This is a genomic window from Streptomyces eurocidicus (assembly GCF_002891295.1).
Lineage (GTDB): Bacteria > Actinomycetota > Actinomycetes > Streptomycetales > Streptomycetaceae > Streptomyces > Streptomyces eurocidicus.
In genome coordinates this window covers 228,684-244,395 of record NZ_LGUI01000004.1, presented here as the reverse complement: position 1 = coordinate 244,395, position 15,712 = coordinate 228,684, and the positions used below count along the sequence as shown (strand labels likewise).

The following is a 15,712-nucleotide window of genomic DNA, read 5'->3' as shown; positions in this document are numbered from 1 at the left end:
CCCGGCCTACGAGGCCGGTTCCCGAGGTCCCGTCCCGAGCGCCTGGCGCGCTCAGGACGGGACCTCGTCCGCGTCGCGCGTCGCGGGTGCGGCCGCCAGGGAATCCAGGTAGTCGTCGAGGAGCCCGGCCTGGCGGTCGGGCGGGAACGCCGTGGGGGCGAACAGGGCCTGCACCACCAGCCCGAGGGTGAACGCCTGGGCGCCGGCCGCGATGCGCACCGGGTCCCCGGCGGGCAGCTCACCGAGCCGCTGGGCCTCGGCGACCAGGTCACACAGCTTGTCGCGGCTCTGCGCGTACCTGCGGGCGTGGTCGCCGCTCAGCGCGGGGTCGGCGAGCGCGACGTCCCAGGAGGACACCCAGATCCGGTTGGCGTCCGTGGCCTCGTCGGTCAGCGGCAGGATGTCGAGCATGGCGGCCCGCACGGCGGCCAGGCCGGCTCCGGCGGCGCGCCGGGGACGCCCGGCGCTGCGCTGTTCGAGCAGGTCGAGGGCGTACGCGACCAGGTCCCGCTTGGCGGGGAAGTAGTGGGTGAGCAGACCGGTGGTCGCGCCGAGCTCGGCGGCGACGGCCCGCAGGGTCAGCCCGCCGAAGCCGTGCGCGGCCAACACCCGCCAGACCGCCTCGGAGACGTCGCGACGACGGGACTCGTGGTCCCCCTTGGTGCGTGGCATGCTGCTACCGTACATAACCGTAACGCTTGTTATGTGAATGGGGTCATCATGTTCTCCCTCCCGCTGCGGGACAACGTCTTCCTCGAGCCGCTGGAGATATGGCACGCCGAGGAGTTCGCCGCCCATATGGACCGGGCCCGCGACCACATCCGGCCGTGGGTCGGGCCGGCCTTCGTCACGGACGATGCCGACGGCGCGCGGGGAACCCTGCGCAAGTACGCCGAACGGCAGGCCGCGGACGGCGCCCGCCTGTACGGCATCCGGCTCGACGGCACCCTGGTCGGCGGAGTGATGTTCACGGACTTCAGCGCCGCCGCCGGCTCCTGCGAGATCGGCTGCTGGCTCGAACCCGCCGCCGAGGGCCGCGGCCTGGTCACCCCGGCGTGCCACGCCCTGCTGGACTGGGCGTTCACCACCCGGGGGCTGCACCGCGCCGAATGGCACTGCCGGGCCGACAACGACCGGAGCTCCGCCGTGGCCGAGCGGCTCGGCATGACGCTCGAAGGCGTGCGGCGCGAATTCTGGCCGTACGAGGGCGTCCGGCACGACAAGCAGATCTGGGCGGTCCTCGCCCCCGAGTGGCAGGCCGCCCGGCGAACCGCCCGCGCGGCCGCCTGATCACTTCGCTCCGGCCGCCGCCGTGCCGGTCGCGCGGGAGTGATCCGGATACGCGGCCCGGTGCAGGGCGACGACGGTCCGCCGCGCCGGTCGCACGGAGGTGATCCGGCATACGGCCGGGGCGCGCGACGGCGTTCTCCGGCGGCGGACCGTCCCACCCGATACTCACCTCACCGTTCGGCCCGAACGGTATCCCGTCCTCCGACGACCGCATCCTCGCGGGCACGGCCTCGACGAACGAGTCGCATCCGAACGCCAGCCAGGGGTCCGGCAGTACGGTCTGGAGGCACCGTACGATCCCGGACTTCCCCGAGCTGGAGGCACCGTTGAGAATGATGAGCCGAGTGGTCATCGGGCCACGGTAAGGCGCCGCTCACGCGGCGCAAAGCGAGTATCGGCTCTCACGCACACCGCCGGCTCACTTGGCGGTGCCCGCCGCCACGGCGGTGAGCGATACGCCCCTGACGACGCAGTAGATCGCGGCCGGGTCGTTGTAGTAGCGCCAGGGAAGGGCCCCGACGTAGCCGTCCACCAGCCGGAACTGTTCCAGGGCCACCTCGTGGCGCCCCTGCTTGGCCAGGCAGTAGGCCAGCAGGTGCCGGACCTCCGCGACCCTGGGGTGGTCCGGCCGTGCCATGGCGACATCCGCCAGGGCGGCCTCGGTCATCCCCCTCATCTCCGGCCAGCCGTACGCCTCCTCCGGAGCCTCGTCGTCGTTGTGCTCGTACCAGCTGACCAGCGGGAACATCGTCAGCAGGCTGCCCTGGGGAGCCGTCGCCGCGGCCTGCGCGGCGAAGTTGCGGGCGAGGTCGTGGGAGCCGCACCACTTCGCGCTCCAGTACTGGAGCGCGTACCAGTGGGCCTCGTAGTGGTACGGGGCGCGGGCGGTGACCTGGGCCCACAGCCCGAGCAGCGCCTCGTGCGGGGCGCTCAGCCCCATGTACAGCGGGATCTGGAGGAGGTACGGGGTGGGGTCGTCGGGCCGGGCCAGGGACTCGGCCCGGGCGAAGTCCTCCCTGGCCTCCCGCAGCACCCGGAGGAAGCCCGCGAACTGCTCGGCGGAGGTGTCCTTGGCCCAGGCCCCGCCACGGATCTTCCAGGCCAGGGACACCTTCGCGTCCGCGTGGACCACGGCCGCGTCCGGGTCGTCGGGGCGCGCGGCCTGCCAGGCGTGCAGCCAGGCGTCCTCCTCGGCCGCCCGCGCCGCGATGACCCCGACGAGATAGGAGCGGCGCTCCCAGTCGGTGCCCGCCGCGGCGAGCGCCTGTGCGGCGGGCTGCCAGTCGTTCCTGGAGAGGGCCGCCAGCACGGCTTCCGCCTCGGGGTCCGGGAACGCCCGGTCCTTGTTCTGGCGCTCCGGCGGCAGCAGGTCCGCACCGATCTCGGCGGCGCGCTTCTCCGCGCGCTTGGCGCGCCTCTTGGACCGCAGCCAGAAGCAGAGAGTGAGCACGGTGACGGTGAGCGGGATGATCCCGAAGGACATGGGTTTCTGAGGTCCGATCAGTCGTGAGTTCGTGTGTTCGTGGATCTGTGAGGCCGTGGGGCCGGGGCCGTGGGGCCCCGTAAGGCCCCGTGAGGCCGCCGGTCCGGAGGTGCCGGGCTCAGCCGGCGAGGAGCGTGCGCAGCGGCGCGGTGTCCGGAACGTCCGCGAGGAGGGCCCGTACCGCGGCCGTCACCGCCTCCTCCGTCGCACCGGGGTCCGCGGCCCGGGGCAGCCGCAGCCGGGTCCGCTCGGACCAGGACAGCTCCCAGTACGCTCCGCGCGTCTCCACCAGGGCCAGCTCCGCCAGCCGGTGCGTCCCGGCCTCCAGCGCCGGGCGCAGGAACTCCCGCGCGGCCCTGCCCGTCGCCCGTGCCGCCTCCGGCGACTTGGGCAGGTGGCCCGCCACCGGCCACAGCCGGCCCGCGTCGGCGGAGTCCAGCAGCGCCGTGAGCTCCCCCGTGGGGCTGCCCGGAGCGATCCCCGCGGCGGCCAGTGCCGTCCGCAGCTCCTCGGCGGCGGCCGCCGCCCGGGCGTACATCCCCCGGTGGGCCAGCTCCGGCCACTCCACCCGCCGCATGGCCCGTGCCTCCGGTGTGAGGAGGACGTCCTCCAGTTCCACCAGCACCCGCCCGGTGTCGCGCAGCAGTGCCAGGGCGGGCCGCGCCGGGGCCGCCCCGAGGCCGTCGTCGGGCTGGGCCTCGATCAGCCGCACCCGCTCGGCCACCGGCGGGTGCGAGTCGTACGGGGACTCTTCGTCATCCGGCAGTTCACCGCGCATCTCCGCCAGATCGGACCGGCGCCCCGGGTCGGCGAGCAGGTGCCGCAGGCCGCCGACGACCTCACCGCGCGGCGGGAGGAGGCCCGCCTCGACGCCCAGCAGCGCGTACCGGCTCCGGTAGAAGTCGTGGGCGGCGTCGAGCACCGCGATCTCCCGCAGCGCCGAGGCCGTGGCGTCCCGGCCGGCGACCCGGACCGCCATCCGGTCGGCGGCGAGCTCCTGCTGCCGGTTCACGCTGTTGGTGGCGCGCAGGTAGAACCGGGCGTACGCCTGGAAGGGCTTGGCCATCATCCGGTACCGGAGCCCGGTGCGCCCGGTGTCGACGCCCCGCGCCTTCCTGCCCTTGCGCACGCGCTTGGCGTCCGCCTTCTCCTGCCGGGACCGCTCCTTGCCGATCCGCTTCCGCTCCTGCTCCTGGAAGGACTCCACGGTGCGCAGCACGCAGTCGTGGCCTCGCCGGGTGATGCCCGCGAGGCGGGTGTCCGCGTTTCCGTAGTGGCCCAGCTCATGGGCGATCACCGAGTGCAGCTGCGGCTCGCTGAGGCCGGTCAGCAGGGGCACGCCGATGTACAGACGGCGCCGGCCGGGCAGCAGGCCCAGCAGCCGGGCGTCCTCGGAGACCGCCGCGTTCACGTCCCCGGTGAGGAGGATCTCGTCGGGCGCCCGGGTCCCGGAGCGCTCGGCCAGCGAGCGTACGGCACGCCACAGTTCGGGCTGGTCCGGCTCGCCGACCGGGAGCGCTTCCGGCCCGTCCCCGGTGTCCGTTCCCAGGGCGAAGAGGCCGCGTAGGACCGGGAGCCCCAGCAGGGCGGAGAAGACGGTCACCTTGAGAGCGAGCAGGTGCGGCCCCCAGATCCAGGCGGCCGCGTCGGCCCCGACGAGCACGCCGAGTACGACGAGGGCGACCAGATAGAAGCCGGCCAGCAGGATCAGTGCGCGCACCGCGCGCGGAGTTGTGCCCACCGAGCAGAATCCCCCGCGAGAAGAAAGAAATAGGAGCGAGAGGATCATATGTGCGAATCACGAACGGACCGGATCATTTTCGCCAGGAGCAGGACGTTCCCGCGGGGCGGGCCGGGCGCGCCCGGGTGCCCGTAGGACCGGTGAGGCCGCCCGGGGTACCGGGCGGCCTCACGTCCCGCTGTCCTTACGGAGCCATCTCGTACGTCCCCGACAGGGCCGCGACGCGCTCCCACACGCGCGACGAACGGGCCTCGTCGACGACCGGCCGGCGGATCGCGCCCAGCGCCCAGCGCTGCTGGGCGGCGGTGGCGGAGTCCTTGCCGTGCAGCTCGACGGCGTGCGCGGAGAAGTCGCGGACGAGGACGGCGAACAGCTCGTCGAGGACCTCCTCGTCGAGGCCGGTCAGGTGCGCCTGCTCCAGGATCAGCTGGCCGTGCACGACCAGCGCGAACAGCTGGCCGACGGCGAGCAGGAGGTCCAGGTCGCGGCTCTGCTCCTCGTCGGGCGCGGCGGTGGTGACGAACTCGCACAGCGCGTCCGCCTGCTCCCGGAAGCGCCCGACGTTGGGCACCTGGGCGTACGGCTCGAACGCGGTGCGCCAGTCGTGGAAGCGTACGGAGCCGAGGCCGCGGGCCGGACCCTGCCGGAAGAGGAACGCGTCGTCGGCCGCGTCGAGGCGGGTCGGGACGGGCGGGTACTCCGCGGGGTTCAGCAGGTGGTTGCCCATGAACTTGAGGATCAGCGCGAGGTTGACGTGGACGGTGCCCTCCAGCTTCGGCAGGCCCCGGATCTCGGTGGCGGCCTGGGCGAAGTAGGTGTCCTTCTCGAAGCCCTTGGCCGCGATGACGTCCCACATCAGGTCGATGACCTTCTCGCCCTCCGTGGTCACCTTCATCTTCGTCATGGGGTTGAAGAGGAGGTAGCGGCGGTCGTCGGGGCCGGCCGAGCGGAAGTAGTCGACGGCGCGGTCGCTGAACAGCTTCATGCCGACCAGGCGTACGTAGGCGTCGGTCAGTTCGCGGCGCACGTGCGGGAAGGCGGTGACGGGGCGGCCGTAGAGGATGCGGTTGTGCGCGTGGGTGACGGCCTCGTACATCGCGTGCTCGCAGATGCCGATCGCGCCGGTGCAGAGGTTGAACTTGCCGACGTTGACGGTGTTGAGGGCGGCGTCGAAGGCGGCGCGGCCGGTGTGCAGGACGTCCTCGGGGCCGACCGGGTAGTTCTCCAGACGGAACTCGCTGACGTACTTCGAGGAGTCGACGACGTTCTTGACGAGGTGGTACGCGGGGTGGCGGCTGTCGGCGGCGAAGAAGACGTAGCCGTCGGGGCCCTCGACGTCGGTGCGACGGCCGAAGACGGAGACGAGCCCGGCGGCGTTGCCGTTGCCGATGTAGTACTTGGAGCCGCTCGCCCGGAAGCCGCCGGCGCCGTCCGGCTCCAGCAGCATGTCGGTGGAGTAGATGTCGGCGCCGTGGGACTTCTCGGACAGGCCGAAGGCGAACACCTCGCCCTGGCCGAGGAGTTCGGCCGCGCGGGCGCGGGCGGCGGCGTTGTCGCTCTGCCAGACCGGGCCGAGGCCGAGGACGGTGACCTGCCAGGCGTACCAGTAGTCGAGCCCGTAGAAGCCGAAGATCTCGTTGAGAGCGGCTATGCGGGCGGTGTCCCAGCGCTTGTCCTCGTGCCCGTCGGCGGCGGAGGCCGGGGTGAGGAAGGTCGCGAACAGCCCTTCCTTGGCGGAGAAGGCGAGGAAGTCCGCGAGCCAGGCGCGGGAACGGTAGTCCTCGATCAGCTTGCGCTTGCCGCGGCTCTCGAACCAGTCGACGGTGGCGCGCAGCAGCCTGCGGGTCTCGGGGTCGAAGTGTGCCGGGTCGTAGGAGTGCGGGTTGAACAGCAGCGGGTCAGCCATGGTTGTTCGCCTTTCCTGCCGGAAGGTCGGTTGTGTGGTGCCGGTTCGGTGAGGTGGTGCGGGAGCGCCCCGGGGTGCGGGTGTGCGGCGCGCCCGCGCCGGTTCAGTGCTCGGGCCGGAGGCCGTGGAGAGTGGCGAGTACGTCGTCGAGCCAGGCGAGCATCATCCGCTCGTACGCGATGCCGCCGCGCAGGACGGCGTGCTGGAGCTCCTGTCCGGCGTCCTGTGCGGTGGGAGCGTCGGGGCCGGTGAAGTCGCGCAGCTGCCCCGCGAGGTAGTGCGTGAGCCGGTCGGCGTGCGCCCGCTGGTGCCGTTCGACCTCGCCGATCAGCGCGACCGGGTCGTCGAAGGCCGCGCCGCGGATCTTCACGGCGAGGTCGTGCCGGACGCTCTCGGGTTCGATGGGTTCGTGGAGCCACCGGGACAGGACGGTCCGGCCGAGGGCGGCGACGGAGTACTCCTTCTTGTCCGGCCGCCCCTGTTGCGGGACCTCGCGGACGTCGATCCAGCCGTCGCCCTCCATCCGCTTGAGAACGCGGTAGATCTGCTGGTGGGTGGCGGTCCAGAAGTAGCCGATGGACCGCTCGAAGCGCCGGGCCAGCTCGTAGCCGGAGCCCGGCTTCTCCAGCAGGGAGACGAGGATCGCGTGCTCGAGGGCCATGGCCCGGATCCTCCTATGCAACTCGTTGCATAGACAAGAGGGCACGGGTGAGACACGGCTCACCTGCCCCGGGCGGGGCGACGGTGTGCGCCATGCCGGGACTCAGGGCGGCGAGTACCCGGCGATGCGGGCTTTCACGGACACCGGCCCGCGGAAACGGGCCGTGTCCGGGGGCTCTCGCGGGACCCTTGCGGAGGGTCACTCACGAGAAGACGCCCAGGGCGGCGAGGATGTCGCGGAGGGTGTGCTCGAAGAGCGGTTCGGGGTCGGTGAGTGCGAAGTCGAGATGGCCGAAGACTTCCACGGCCACCGCCCCGTACAGGCGGGCCCAGCAGGAGACGAAGACGTAGATGACCTCCAGTGGGACGGGTTCGCCCGCCAGGTGCTCGCGCACCTCCTCCAACTGGGCGGTCCACGCGGGGTCGAGGCCGGCGGCGGGCCGGATGCCGCCGCGGCGCCACAGCTGGACCATCAGGTCCAGCAGGATGCCGCCGAAGCGCCAGCTCGGGTCGTGTGCGGCCGAGCCGGGCGCGGTGTCGGCGTCCGTGACCGGCTTGGCGAACAGCAGCCCGAACTCCCGCGGGTGGGCCAGCGCCCAGCGGCGCAGCTCCCGGCACACCTCCTGAAGCCGCCGGCCGGGCTCGTCGGCGGGACGGCGCTCGCGCGCCTCGGCCAGGGCTGCGGCCAGTTCGTCGTACAGGTGCGAGGTCAGCGCCTGGATCAAGTCGCGGTGACTGCCGTAGTAGCGGTACAGGCCGGGCGCGGTCATGCCCATCTCGCGCGCGATGGCCCGCAGCGTGACGGCGGCCGGTCCTTCCTCGACCAGGAGCCGGCGCCCGGTCCGCAGGATCTCGGTCAGCGCCTCTTCGCGTACGCGGTGCCGCCGGCCGGTGGCACCGGTTCCCGTTGTGCTCGGCACGACTGTGCCCTCCGCCTCCCCTTGACAAAGTTAACGCCTGTAACTTTAGCTTACGCCTGAAAGTTAACGGTGTTAGCAAATCTCTTCGGGGGGTCCTCATGACGTACGGCATCGTCTTGACGTACACGGTCACGCCGCGCTGGCTGGCGCTCTCGCGCGAGCAGCGCAACGCGATGCGCGCCCAGCACCTGGAGCCGGTCTTCGCCGCCTACGCGGACCGGGTCACGGCGCGGTTCTTCGACGCCGAGGCGTTCGGCGGGCGTTTCTCCGACTTCGCCGTGCTGGAGACCGGCGACCTGGGGGCCTACTACTTCCTCATCGAGGCCCTGCGCGACACCCCGGTCATCGCCGAGGGCTACCTCACCTTCAACGACGTCTTCCTCGGGGTCGAGGACGGGTTCCTGGAGTACGAGCAGGCCCTCGCCGCCGGGGGCGGGGCGCGGTGAGCGGGTACGACGAGCTGCCGGAGAGCCGGTCGGGTGGCTTGAATGGCTCTGTGATCTTGCGGGTGCCATGTGGGCCGGGAATCATGTCGCGGCCGCTGATGTGTACGCAGTCGGCAGAGAAGAGCGGCCGTGGCCGCCGACGGATTCCAGGGCGATAAGCCCGAGTCGACCATCGCGTCTTTGGGGCATGCCGGGCATGGCAAGACCATGATGGCCAGTGCGTTGGTCAGGGCGTTCTCGAAGGTCTCGGGCGGTCGGGCGGGGGAGGCGATTCCCGGCAGCAGCATCCGTCGTTTCGAGTACGAAACGCCACGGCGCCGTTACAGGCACCTCGACTGCCCCGCCAGCGATGTCTCCGACCTCCTGAAGACCCAGTCCCTGGACGGTGCGGTTCTGGTCGTCTCCGTACTGGACAGCGTCACGGCCCAGACGCGCGAGCATATGCGCCAGGCCCGTGCGGCCGATATACCGCTCATTGTCTTCCTGAACAAATGCGATCTGGTCGACGATCGCGAACTGCTGGACCTGGTCGAGATGGAGATCCTCGCGCACCTGAAGGAGCACGGCTACGACGGCGACGACATGCGCATTGTTCGTAGCTCCGCCGAGGAAGCCGCGCACGGCGACGGGATCTGGCTCGGCGAGTTCAACACCCTGGCCTGGGCTCTGGACGAAAGCCTTCCCGATGGGCGGCCGCGGACCGGTATTCCCGCTAGGGCCCGCCTGATCGCCAAGCACAGCGGCAAGGTCCTGGACGTCGACGGCGGCGACGCGAAGAACGACAACGGCGCACGCGTCCAGCAATGGGACTGGGTGGGCTGGGACAACCAGAAGTGGCGTCTGGATCCCATCCAGGACAGCGACTGGTAAACCCTCCGGCTTCACCCTGACGCGATGCCGCCCCATCACGGAACGGTGAGAGCGCCGGCCGACGAGCGAGCCATAGCCGTCGGCCGGCGCTGCACAGTGACCCGCGAGACCGACCCGCCGGACTTGGCCTGGTCCGGCAACCTGGCCGGTAAGGCTCTGCCCCCTCCTTGCTCAACCTGAGCCGGTGTCAGGCCAACCTTCACGTTCAAAAGCGCTCACTCACCGTTCACTCATCGAGTGCAGGTGGGCGAACTCGTCAGCGAGCATGCCCATCATGACGAGATCGTGGTACTGGCCGGCGAAGAACACATGATCACGGAGGCGACCCTCCTCGACGAAACCGAGCCGAAGTTGAAGTGCCAGTGATGCCTCGTTGTGCGCGAAGATCCGCGCTCCGCACCTGTGATAGCGACGCTCGGCGAACATGAAGCGCAGCAGCATCACCACGGCTTCTGCCGCGTAGCCTTTGCGCCGGTGATCAGCACCCATTGTGACGCCGTACTCGAACCAGCCCGCACGTGGATCAGCATGGTGCGATCCGACAGCACCGACTATTTCCCCCGTGCCGACGGCTTCGACGGCCAGTTGGAAGCAGTCGCCGTCCGGCTTCGCAACGGCCCGCTCCTTCGCCCAGGTTCGGAAGCCCTCGGCGGAACGGGGTGGGTGCAGCAGGTCCCCCAACCGCTCCTCGTCCTCGGCGAAGCGCATGAACGCGGGCCAGTCCTCGGGCTCAATACCGCGCAGGCGTACCCGTTTGCCAGTCCAGAACGATGTCATCCCCTATTCGATCACGCCGCAGCGTGCGATGACAGGCATTTCGCAACCTCGGTACAGCTGTGACCTGGCACTTCGGGAGCTGGGCGAAGAGCTGACGGCACCCGTGCTGCTGCACGGGGAAGACGGCGGAGCATGGCCGGTCCTGCGGGCTGCTGCACGGCCAAGGAGTACACGGGATCACGACGAAGGCCGTGAGGTGAGCGCGGCGGCAGCCGCCGGGAGCCCTCCACGGAGTCGTCCCTTCCCCGGCGGCAGTCACCGCCGGGCGCCGCGCGAGCGGTCAGCCGGCTGCGCCTGCGGCTTCCTCGATGAGGTCGGCGACCGGGCCGGGCCGGGAGGCCAGGGAAGCGTGGCTGGCATCCAGTTCGATGGTCTTGCGCGGGTTCATACGCTGGGCCATGCGACGTTCGTTGTCGGGGTGAATCATGCGGTCGTCGGTAGAGACCTGGTACCAGGCCGGCTTCTCGCGCCAGGCCGGTGCGGTGATCTCGTCACCGAACGTCGACCCCAGCGGTGCCTTCTGGGTCACGGCCATCACCAGAGCCTCCTCCGTCGGCAGATCCTGAGCGAAGCTCTCGTGGAATTTGTTCTGCTTGATCCATAGATAGCCGTCGGAGTCAGGGGTGATGTTCTCGAACGCGGCAGGGGGCGACTCCTGGCTGATCCGGCCAGGGCTCTCCCCGGCGTCCGGGGCGAACGCGGCGATGTAGACCAGCCCGGTGACATTGGGCAGGTCCCCGGCCTCCGTGATGACCGCGCCACCGTAGGAATGGCCGACCAGCAGCACCGGTCCGTCGATCTGCCGGACCATTTTCCGGGTGCGCTCGGCGTCGTCGGCCAACGAGGTCAGGGGCATCTCCACCGCGTGCAGCGAGCCGAAGCCACGGTGGTGGAGCTCGGTGATGACTCTGGCCCAGTGGGCGGCACCGCCCCAGAAGCCGTGAACCAAAACGATTGCGGGCCTGTCAGCCATGGGACGCGCCCTTTCAGCAGAGCCGGGGATTGTCCCGTCAAGCGGACCCCAGCCCGACAGCCACCGCAAGCCGAGCCCGCCTCGCAGGTGGCTCAGCCGGAACTCATTCGAAGTGCTTCACCTTGTCAGGCCGGGCTCAAGCACTCTCGAGGTGCACGAGATGCCGACGATCACCGCGCCCGGTACCAGGACCACCTGCGGCCGGTCCCGGCTATACGAGATCGAAGGGCGCCGGGGCGCGCCCTTCCCAGATCCGGCGCGAGGCTTCTTCGGGATAGGGCATGGTCCGCGGTTCGTCCTCCAGGACGCGGGTGAGCCGCTCGCCGGGGCGGTGCGCGGCCCATCCCGGGGCGCCGGTGGTGGCGAAGCGGATCCACGCCCGCTGGAGTTCCCGGGAGACCGCGAGGGTCCCGGGAGTGGGCAGGTCGCCGACGAGCCCTCTGCCGGTGGGGCTGTCCAGGGTGCCGAACGCCAGGGGAACGTCGAGGCTGTGGCAGGCGCCCAGCACCCCGCCCATGGCCGGGGAGTTCAGCCTCAGCTCGAAGAGGAACGAGGTGCCGCCGGCCGCGGCGTTCGCCTCGGCCAGTCGCAGCGAGGGCATCCGGAAGAGGGCGTCGGAGTACACCGTCTCCAGCAGCTCCTCCGCGGAGGCACCAGGGTGGGCGGCGCGGTAGGCGGCCGCCCCGTCCGGTGCCGGGGCGAACAGCTCCAGGGCGGTACGGGCGTCCGCGTCAGTGAACGTGCCCAGCCGTCCGGTCATGACGCTGAACAGCCGGAACTCGTCACGTGTATGCCCGACGAGGAGTTCGGTCCCGCCCGCGCGGCCGCCGGCCAGCGCGGGCCAGGGCGTTTCGGAGAGGACTTCGCCGTCGACGACGGGGAACACGGCGATCCCGGCCCGGGCCAGCCGCCCCCAGCTCTCGTGGCGGCCGGGCAGCTCGGCGCCGAGGGCGGTGAGTTCTCCGGCCAGGCGCCACGGGTCGACGCCGGACAGGGCCGCTGCCGTGGGAGCCGCACCGAGCCGCTCCGCCAGCGCGCCCGCGACCTGTTCCGCCAGTGCCCGCGTGCAGTACCACCCCGGCACCGAGTGGGTGATGGCCCGCCGGAACAGCCCGCGCGCCGGTTCCATCGTCAGCAGAGCGGCGATCGACCCGGCCCCCGCGGACTGCCCGGCCACGGTGACCCGGCCCGGATCCCCACCGAACGCGGCGATGTTGCGCCGCACCCACTCCAGCGCCGCGATCTGGTCGAGGAACCCGCGGTTGGGCGGGGCACCGTCGAGGAGGGCGAAACCCTCGGCGCCCACCCGGTAGTTGACACTCACCGCGACGAGGCCCGCCGCGGCCAGAGCCGCCGGGTCGTACATCGCGTCGCTGGAGTCCGCCGCCACATAGGCACCCCCGGGGATCCACACCAGCACCGGCAGCCCCGCCGCGCCCGGGTCCGGAGTGCAGACGTTGAGCGTCAGCCAGTCGGTGCCCGCCGCCGGACTCCCGGCGGGCGGCCCGGCGTGGGGAACGGACTGCGGCGGCGGGGGGCCGAACTCCGCGGCCTGCCGTTTCCCTTCCCAGGGCCGGAGCGGAACGGGCGCGGCGAACCGCAGCGCGCCCACCGGCGGCCGGGCGTACGGGATGCCGCGGAACACCGCGTGCTCCTGCCGCCGGCGGCCCTCGACCAGGCCCTCCACGGTACGTACGCATGGCTGTTCAGACATGTCGCTCCCCTTCTCCGATCGCTCGTCCGAAGGGCTCCAGCGTTACCAGCCAACTGTATTATGTCAACCGTATGGGAAAACCGGGTAGGCTGCGGAGGCAAGGAAAGAGAGTGACGGAGAGGCCGCCGATGCCGAAGCAGGTGGATCACCAGGAACGCCGCGAGACGATCGCCCGGGCGCTGTGGCGGGTGGTCGAGCGGCGCGGCGCGGTGCATCTGACCATGCGCGAGGTCGCACAGGAAGCGGGCCTCTCGCACGGGGCCGTGCAGCACTACTTCACCTCCCGCGAGGCGATGCTCACCTTCGCGATGGACTTCGCGGCCGAGCAGACCGCCCTGCGCGTCGGCCGCGGCGTCCAGGAGCTCGGCGACCGGCCGCACCCCCGCGACGTGCTCCGGCTGATGCTCATGGAGACGCTCCCCCTGCATGCCGACGCCCGCGCGACCAGCCGGATGAGCGCCGCCTACGTACTGGAGGCGCTGCACGACAAGAACGTCCACGCCCGGGCGCGCGAGGGGATGCGCCAAGGGCGCGCCCTCGTCGAACAGCTGGTCCGGCAAGCGATCGCCGACGGGTACGTCGATCCCGAGCGCGACCCGGCGGTGGAGACCGACCTGCTGCTCGCCCTCACCGGCTTCACCCCCCTCATCGAACTGGACGTGATCCGGCCCCAGGACGCGCTCGCCGCCGTCGACCAGTACCTGGACAGGCTGTTCGACAAGGAGTGATCTCGCTAGGCGAAGGACCGCAGGCCGCTCGCCGGCTCGGCGAGGGTCCCCTCCGCCACGTCGCGCAGGAAGGCGGAGCACACCCACGCGTCCAGGGGTTCGCTCTCATCGCCCGGCTCGCCCGCCCCGCCCTCCTCGGCCCATCCGTAGTACTCGGCGATCTCGGCCCGGCCGCCGGGGCTGCGCAGGAAGTAGCCGACCTGGTTCGCGTAGTCCGGATCGCCGGTGTCGGGGTGCTCGCCGGGGGCATGGGCACACGGACGGTCGTCCAGCAGGAGAACCGCCTCTTCGACGCCCTTGATCATCTCGTCCGGTACCGAGCGGTCCGTGATCCTCTCCGACGCCGCGTACCAGCAGGTCGCGTTCATGGTCACGAGGTAGCCGGCGAGCATTCCCCGGGGCGGCCGGGCGGGAACGCATGGCCGTGGCCGGTGGCTTCGGCGGGTCCCGCACCTGTGCGAGCACTCCGGGGTTCCCTGCCTTGACCTGGTGCTCCAGCGCCGCCCGGACGGCGGTGTACGCGAAGGTGACGGCCCGGCGCCGGCCGCCGCCAGGGTGAGCGGGGTGCGGCTCGTCACCCCGAATCCCGGGCCGGGTCCGCTGCGGCGGACCCTCGCACCGCGGGCCTCGCCGGGAGCTCATGACGGAGCACCCCCGTCATGAGCTCCCGGCGCCGACCGGCTTCGCGGGCGATCGCTAGGGAGCGATGGGCAGCCGACGCTTGTGGTCGGTGAGCCGGTAGCGCTTCACGATCGTCTCAAAAGCCCGCTCGTCCACCGGCTTGCCCTCCAGGAAGTCGTCGATGTCGTCGTACGTGACCCCGAGCGCGTCCTCGTCGGCCTTGCCCGGGTCGAGGGTCTCCAGGTCGGCCGTCGGGGTCTTCCACACCAGCTCGGCGGGGGCGCCCAGGGCGTCCGCGACGGCGCGCACCCGGCGCTTGGTCAGACCGGTCAGCGGGACCAGGTCGGCGGCGCCGTCGCCGAACTTGGTGAAGAAGCCGGAGACCGCCTCGGCGGCGTGATCGGTGCCGACGACCAGGCCGTCGTGCGCGCCGGCCACCGCGTACTGGGCGATCATGCGCTGCCGGGCCTTGATGTTGCCGTGCACGAAGTCCTGGTGGTGGGCGTCGCGGAAGCTCACGTCGGCGGCGACCGCGGCTTCGAGGGCGGCGTCGCTCGCGGGCTTGATGTCGACGGTCAGCACGTGGTCGGCCCGGATGAAGGAGAGGGCGAGCTGTGCGTCGTGCTCGTCGGCCTGGGTCCCGTAGGGCAGGCGCATCGCGTGGAACCGCGCCTCGTGCCCGGCGGCGCGGGCCCGCTCGACGGCGAGCTGGCACAGCCGGCCGGCGGTCGTGGAGTCGACGCCGCCGCTGATGCCGAGCACGAGGGAACGCAGACCGGTGGAGGTCAGCCGCTCGGCGAGGAAGGCCACCCGGCGCTCGATCTCCCGCTCGGCCTCGAAGGTCTCGGCGACCTCGAGTTCCCGGGCGATCTCCTGCTGCAGGGCGATGGACGCCGGCTCGCTCACGTCTGCTCCTTGTTTCGGTTCACGATGTGCCACCACCTTAGCCAGGGGTGTCCGGCGGCTCGGGGCAAGGGGTGGGAGGAGGGGATGCGGTGGAGGCGATTCCCTCGGGCCCCGAGGGGAATCCCGGGGCGAGCCCGGCGCGGAACAGCCCACCACCGTCTACGACCGCGACCGGCGGGCGAAACGATCGAAATATGCACCATTAATCCCTTTACCGACCTAATCTGGTGCTAGACGGCCTAAGGCTTACCGGTTCGGTGAGGAGTGAGTGGGCATGGACGGCAGGGAACGCGACCCGCGCGGGGGCCAGGGTTACACGGAAGACATGACGGAGGAGACGCTCGCCGTCAAGGAACAGGAACGCCAGGAGCGCCAGCACCGCCAGGAGCGGCGACGCGGACAGCAGGCGGACGACGACGGCTCCTCCGGCGACCGGGACGACCCCGGCGGCCCTCGATGACAGCCTGAGAACACCACCGGCCGGCTGCGCGCCCCGTACGCACGGGGCGCGCAGCCGCGTCCCGGGGCCTCCGACGGGCCCGTCGGCGCGTACGGCGGGCGAAGGCGCCGTTGACAGCGTGCGGCGCCGGGGTGCGTTGGTACGAGAGGATGGTTTTCTACCACCCGGCGCGCCGGAGTCCGCGTCGGCGTCACGGACTCCTCCGCCCCCACCCCAC

16 protein-coding genes and 1 pseudogene are annotated in these 15,712 nt (G+C 71.4%); 5 read left to right on the top strand and 12 right to left on the bottom strand.

Annotation, left to right across the window (positions count from 1 at the left end; genetic code table 11):
- Positions 1 to 51 precede the first annotated feature (51 nt).
- Positions 52 to 672 carry a TetR/AcrR family transcriptional regulator gene (locus AF335_RS15185; protein ID WP_102918919.1) on the bottom strand — a complete coding sequence of 207 codons (621 nt, stop codon included), beginning with the start codon at positions 670 to 672 and terminating at the stop codon, positions 52 to 54.
- Between the two features lie 48 nt (positions 673 to 720).
- On the opposite strand from AF335_RS15185, the gene AF335_RS15180 reads away from it, so the two are divergent.
- On the top strand, positions 721 to 1,290 hold the full coding sequence (locus tag AF335_RS15180) for a GNAT family N-acetyltransferase (RefSeq protein WP_102918918.1): 570 nt from the start codon (positions 721 to 723) through the stop codon (positions 1,288 to 1,290).
- 157 nt (positions 1,291 to 1,447) lie between these two features.
- On the opposite strand, the pseudogene AF335_RS15175 reads toward AF335_RS15180, so the two are convergent.
- From AF335_RS15175 to AF335_RS15150, 6 genes and pseudogenes are all read right to left on the bottom strand, one after another.
- Positions 1,448 to 1,642: pseudogene (locus AF335_RS15175) on the bottom strand (phosphotransferase-like protein); the annotation flags it as partial.
- 66 nt (positions 1,643 to 1,708) lie between these two features.
- The gene (locus AF335_RS15170) at positions 1,709 to 2,773 is read right to left on the bottom strand and encodes a hypothetical protein (RefSeq protein ID WP_221505743.1); all 1,065 of its coding nucleotides are present in this window, start codon (positions 2,771 to 2,773) and stop codon (positions 1,709 to 1,711) included.
- 118 nt (positions 2,774 to 2,891) lie between these two features.
- The gene (locus AF335_RS15165) at positions 2,892 to 4,493 is read right to left on the bottom strand and encodes a M48 family metalloprotease (RefSeq protein WP_102918917.1); all 1,602 of its coding nucleotides are present in this window, start codon (positions 4,491 to 4,493) and stop codon (positions 2,892 to 2,894) included.
- 205 nt (positions 4,494 to 4,698) lie between these two features.
- Positions 4,699 to 6,420: an acyl-CoA dehydrogenase family protein gene (locus tag AF335_RS15160; protein WP_102918916.1), complete on the bottom strand. Its 1,722-nt coding sequence runs from the start codon at positions 6,418 to 6,420 to the stop codon at positions 4,699 to 4,701.
- 103 nt (positions 6,421 to 6,523) lie between these two features.
- Entirely contained in the window at positions 6,524 to 7,081 is a 558-nt protein-coding gene (locus AF335_RS15155) for a PadR family transcriptional regulator (protein ID WP_102918915.1), read from the bottom strand.
- A gap of 202 nt (positions 7,082 to 7,283) precedes the next feature.
- Entirely contained in the window at positions 7,284 to 8,000 is a 717-nt protein-coding gene (locus tag AF335_RS15150) for a TetR/AcrR family transcriptional regulator (protein WP_102918914.1), read from the bottom strand.
- A 98-nt stretch (positions 8,001 to 8,098) separates the two neighbouring features.
- Between AF335_RS15150 and AF335_RS15145 the strand changes: the two genes are divergently transcribed.
- A complete protein-coding gene (locus AF335_RS15145) occupies positions 8,099 to 8,446 on the top strand; it encodes a darcynin family protein (RefSeq protein ID WP_102918913.1) in 348 nt (115 codons plus the stop codon).
- A 129-nt stretch (positions 8,447 to 8,575) separates the two neighbouring features.
- Positions 8,576 to 9,316: a GTP-binding protein gene (locus AF335_RS35095; protein WP_102918912.1), complete on the top strand. Its 741-nt coding sequence runs from the start codon at positions 8,576 to 8,578 to the stop codon at positions 9,314 to 9,316.
- Positions 9,317 to 9,535: 219 nt separating this feature from the next.
- On the opposite strand, the gene AF335_RS15135 is transcribed toward AF335_RS35095, so the two are convergent.
- From AF335_RS15135 to AF335_RS15125, 3 genes are all read right to left on the bottom strand, one after another.
- Positions 9,536 to 10,093 carry a GNAT family N-acetyltransferase gene (locus AF335_RS15135; protein WP_102918911.1) on the bottom strand — a complete coding sequence of 186 codons (558 nt, stop codon included), beginning with the start codon at positions 10,091 to 10,093 and terminating at the stop codon, positions 9,536 to 9,538.
- Positions 10,094 to 10,373: 280 nt separating this feature from the next.
- Entirely contained in the window at positions 10,374 to 11,066 is a 693-nt protein-coding gene (locus tag AF335_RS15130; protein WP_102918910.1) for an alpha/beta hydrolase, read from the bottom strand.
- A 211-nt stretch (positions 11,067 to 11,277) separates the two neighbouring features.
- Entirely contained in the window at positions 11,278 to 12,780 is a 1,503-nt protein-coding gene (locus tag AF335_RS15125; protein ID WP_102918909.1) for a carboxylesterase/lipase family protein, read from the bottom strand.
- A gap of 128 nt (positions 12,781 to 12,908) precedes the next feature.
- Here AF335_RS15125 and AF335_RS15120 point away from each other — a divergent pair, with 128 nt between their 5' ends.
- On the top strand, positions 12,909 to 13,508 hold the full coding sequence (locus AF335_RS15120) for a TetR/AcrR family transcriptional regulator (RefSeq protein WP_102918908.1): 600 nt from the start codon (positions 12,909 to 12,911) through the stop codon (positions 13,506 to 13,508).
- Between the two features lie 5 nt (positions 13,509 to 13,513).
- Here the strand turns inward: AF335_RS15120 and AF335_RS15115 are convergent, their stop codons facing one another.
- Together AF335_RS15115 and nadE are read right to left on the bottom strand one after the other, a co-directional pair.
- A complete protein-coding gene (locus AF335_RS15115) occupies positions 13,514 to 13,876 on the bottom strand; it encodes a hypothetical protein (protein ID WP_146045530.1) in 363 nt (120 codons plus the stop codon).
- Between the two features lie 328 nt (positions 13,877 to 14,204).
- A complete protein-coding gene (gene nadE / locus AF335_RS15110) occupies positions 14,205 to 15,035 on the bottom strand; it encodes an ammonia-dependent NAD(+) synthetase (protein WP_102918906.1) in 831 nt (276 codons plus the stop codon).
- A 274-nt stretch (positions 15,036 to 15,309) separates the two neighbouring features.
- Here nadE and AF335_RS15105 point away from each other — a divergent pair, with 274 nt between their 5' ends.
- Positions 15,310 to 15,495 (top strand): hypothetical protein, encoded by a 186-nt coding sequence (locus AF335_RS15105; protein WP_102918905.1) that lies wholly within the window; start codon positions 15,310 to 15,312, stop codon positions 15,493 to 15,495.
- The last annotated feature ends 217 nt before the right edge of the window (positions 15,496 to 15,712 follow it).

What these genes read in the sequence shown, in the direction of transcription:
- AF335_RS15185 (WP_102918919.1), bottom strand. Translation starts at nt 672, where the DNA reads ATGCCACGCACCAAGGGGGACCACGAGTCCCGTCGTCGCGACGTCTCC.
- AF335_RS15180 (WP_102918918.1), top strand. Translation starts at nt 721, where the DNA reads ATGTTCTCCCTCCCGCTGCGGGACAACGTCTTCCTCGAGCCGCTGGAG.
- AF335_RS15170 (WP_221505743.1), bottom strand. Translation starts at nt 2,773, where the DNA reads ATGTCCTTCGGGATCATCCCGCTCACCGTCACCGTGCTCACTCTCTGC.
- AF335_RS15160 (WP_102918916.1), bottom strand. Translation starts at nt 6,420, where the DNA reads ATGGCTGACCCGCTGCTGTTCAACCCGCACTCCTACGACCCGGCACAC.
- AF335_RS15155 (WP_102918915.1), bottom strand. Translation starts at nt 7,081, where the DNA reads ATGGCCCTCGAGCACGCGATCCTCGTCTCCCTGCTGGAGAAGCCGGGC.
- AF335_RS15145 (WP_102918913.1), top strand. Translation starts at nt 8,099, where the DNA reads ATGACGTACGGCATCGTCTTGACGTACACGGTCACGCCGCGCTGGCTG.
- AF335_RS15135 (WP_102918911.1), bottom strand. Translation starts at nt 10,093, where the DNA reads ATGACATCGTTCTGGACTGGCAAACGGGTACGCCTGCGCGGTATTGAG.
- AF335_RS15130 (WP_102918910.1), bottom strand. Translation starts at nt 11,066, where the DNA reads ATGGCTGACAGGCCCGCAATCGTTTTGGTTCACGGCTTCTGGGGCGGT.
- AF335_RS15125 (WP_102918909.1), bottom strand. Translation starts at nt 12,780, where the DNA reads ATGTCTGAACAGCCATGCGTACGTACCGTGGAGGGCCTGGTCGAGGGC.
- AF335_RS15120 (WP_102918908.1), top strand. Translation starts at nt 12,909, where the DNA reads ATGCCGAAGCAGGTGGATCACCAGGAACGCCGCGAGACGATCGCCCGG.
- AF335_RS15115 (WP_146045530.1), bottom strand. Translation starts at nt 13,876, where the DNA reads ATGAACGCGACCTGCTGGTACGCGGCGTCGGAGAGGATCACGGACCGC.
- AF335_RS15105 (WP_102918905.1), top strand. Translation starts at nt 15,310, where the DNA reads ATGGACGGCAGGGAACGCGACCCGCGCGGGGGCCAGGGTTACACGGAA.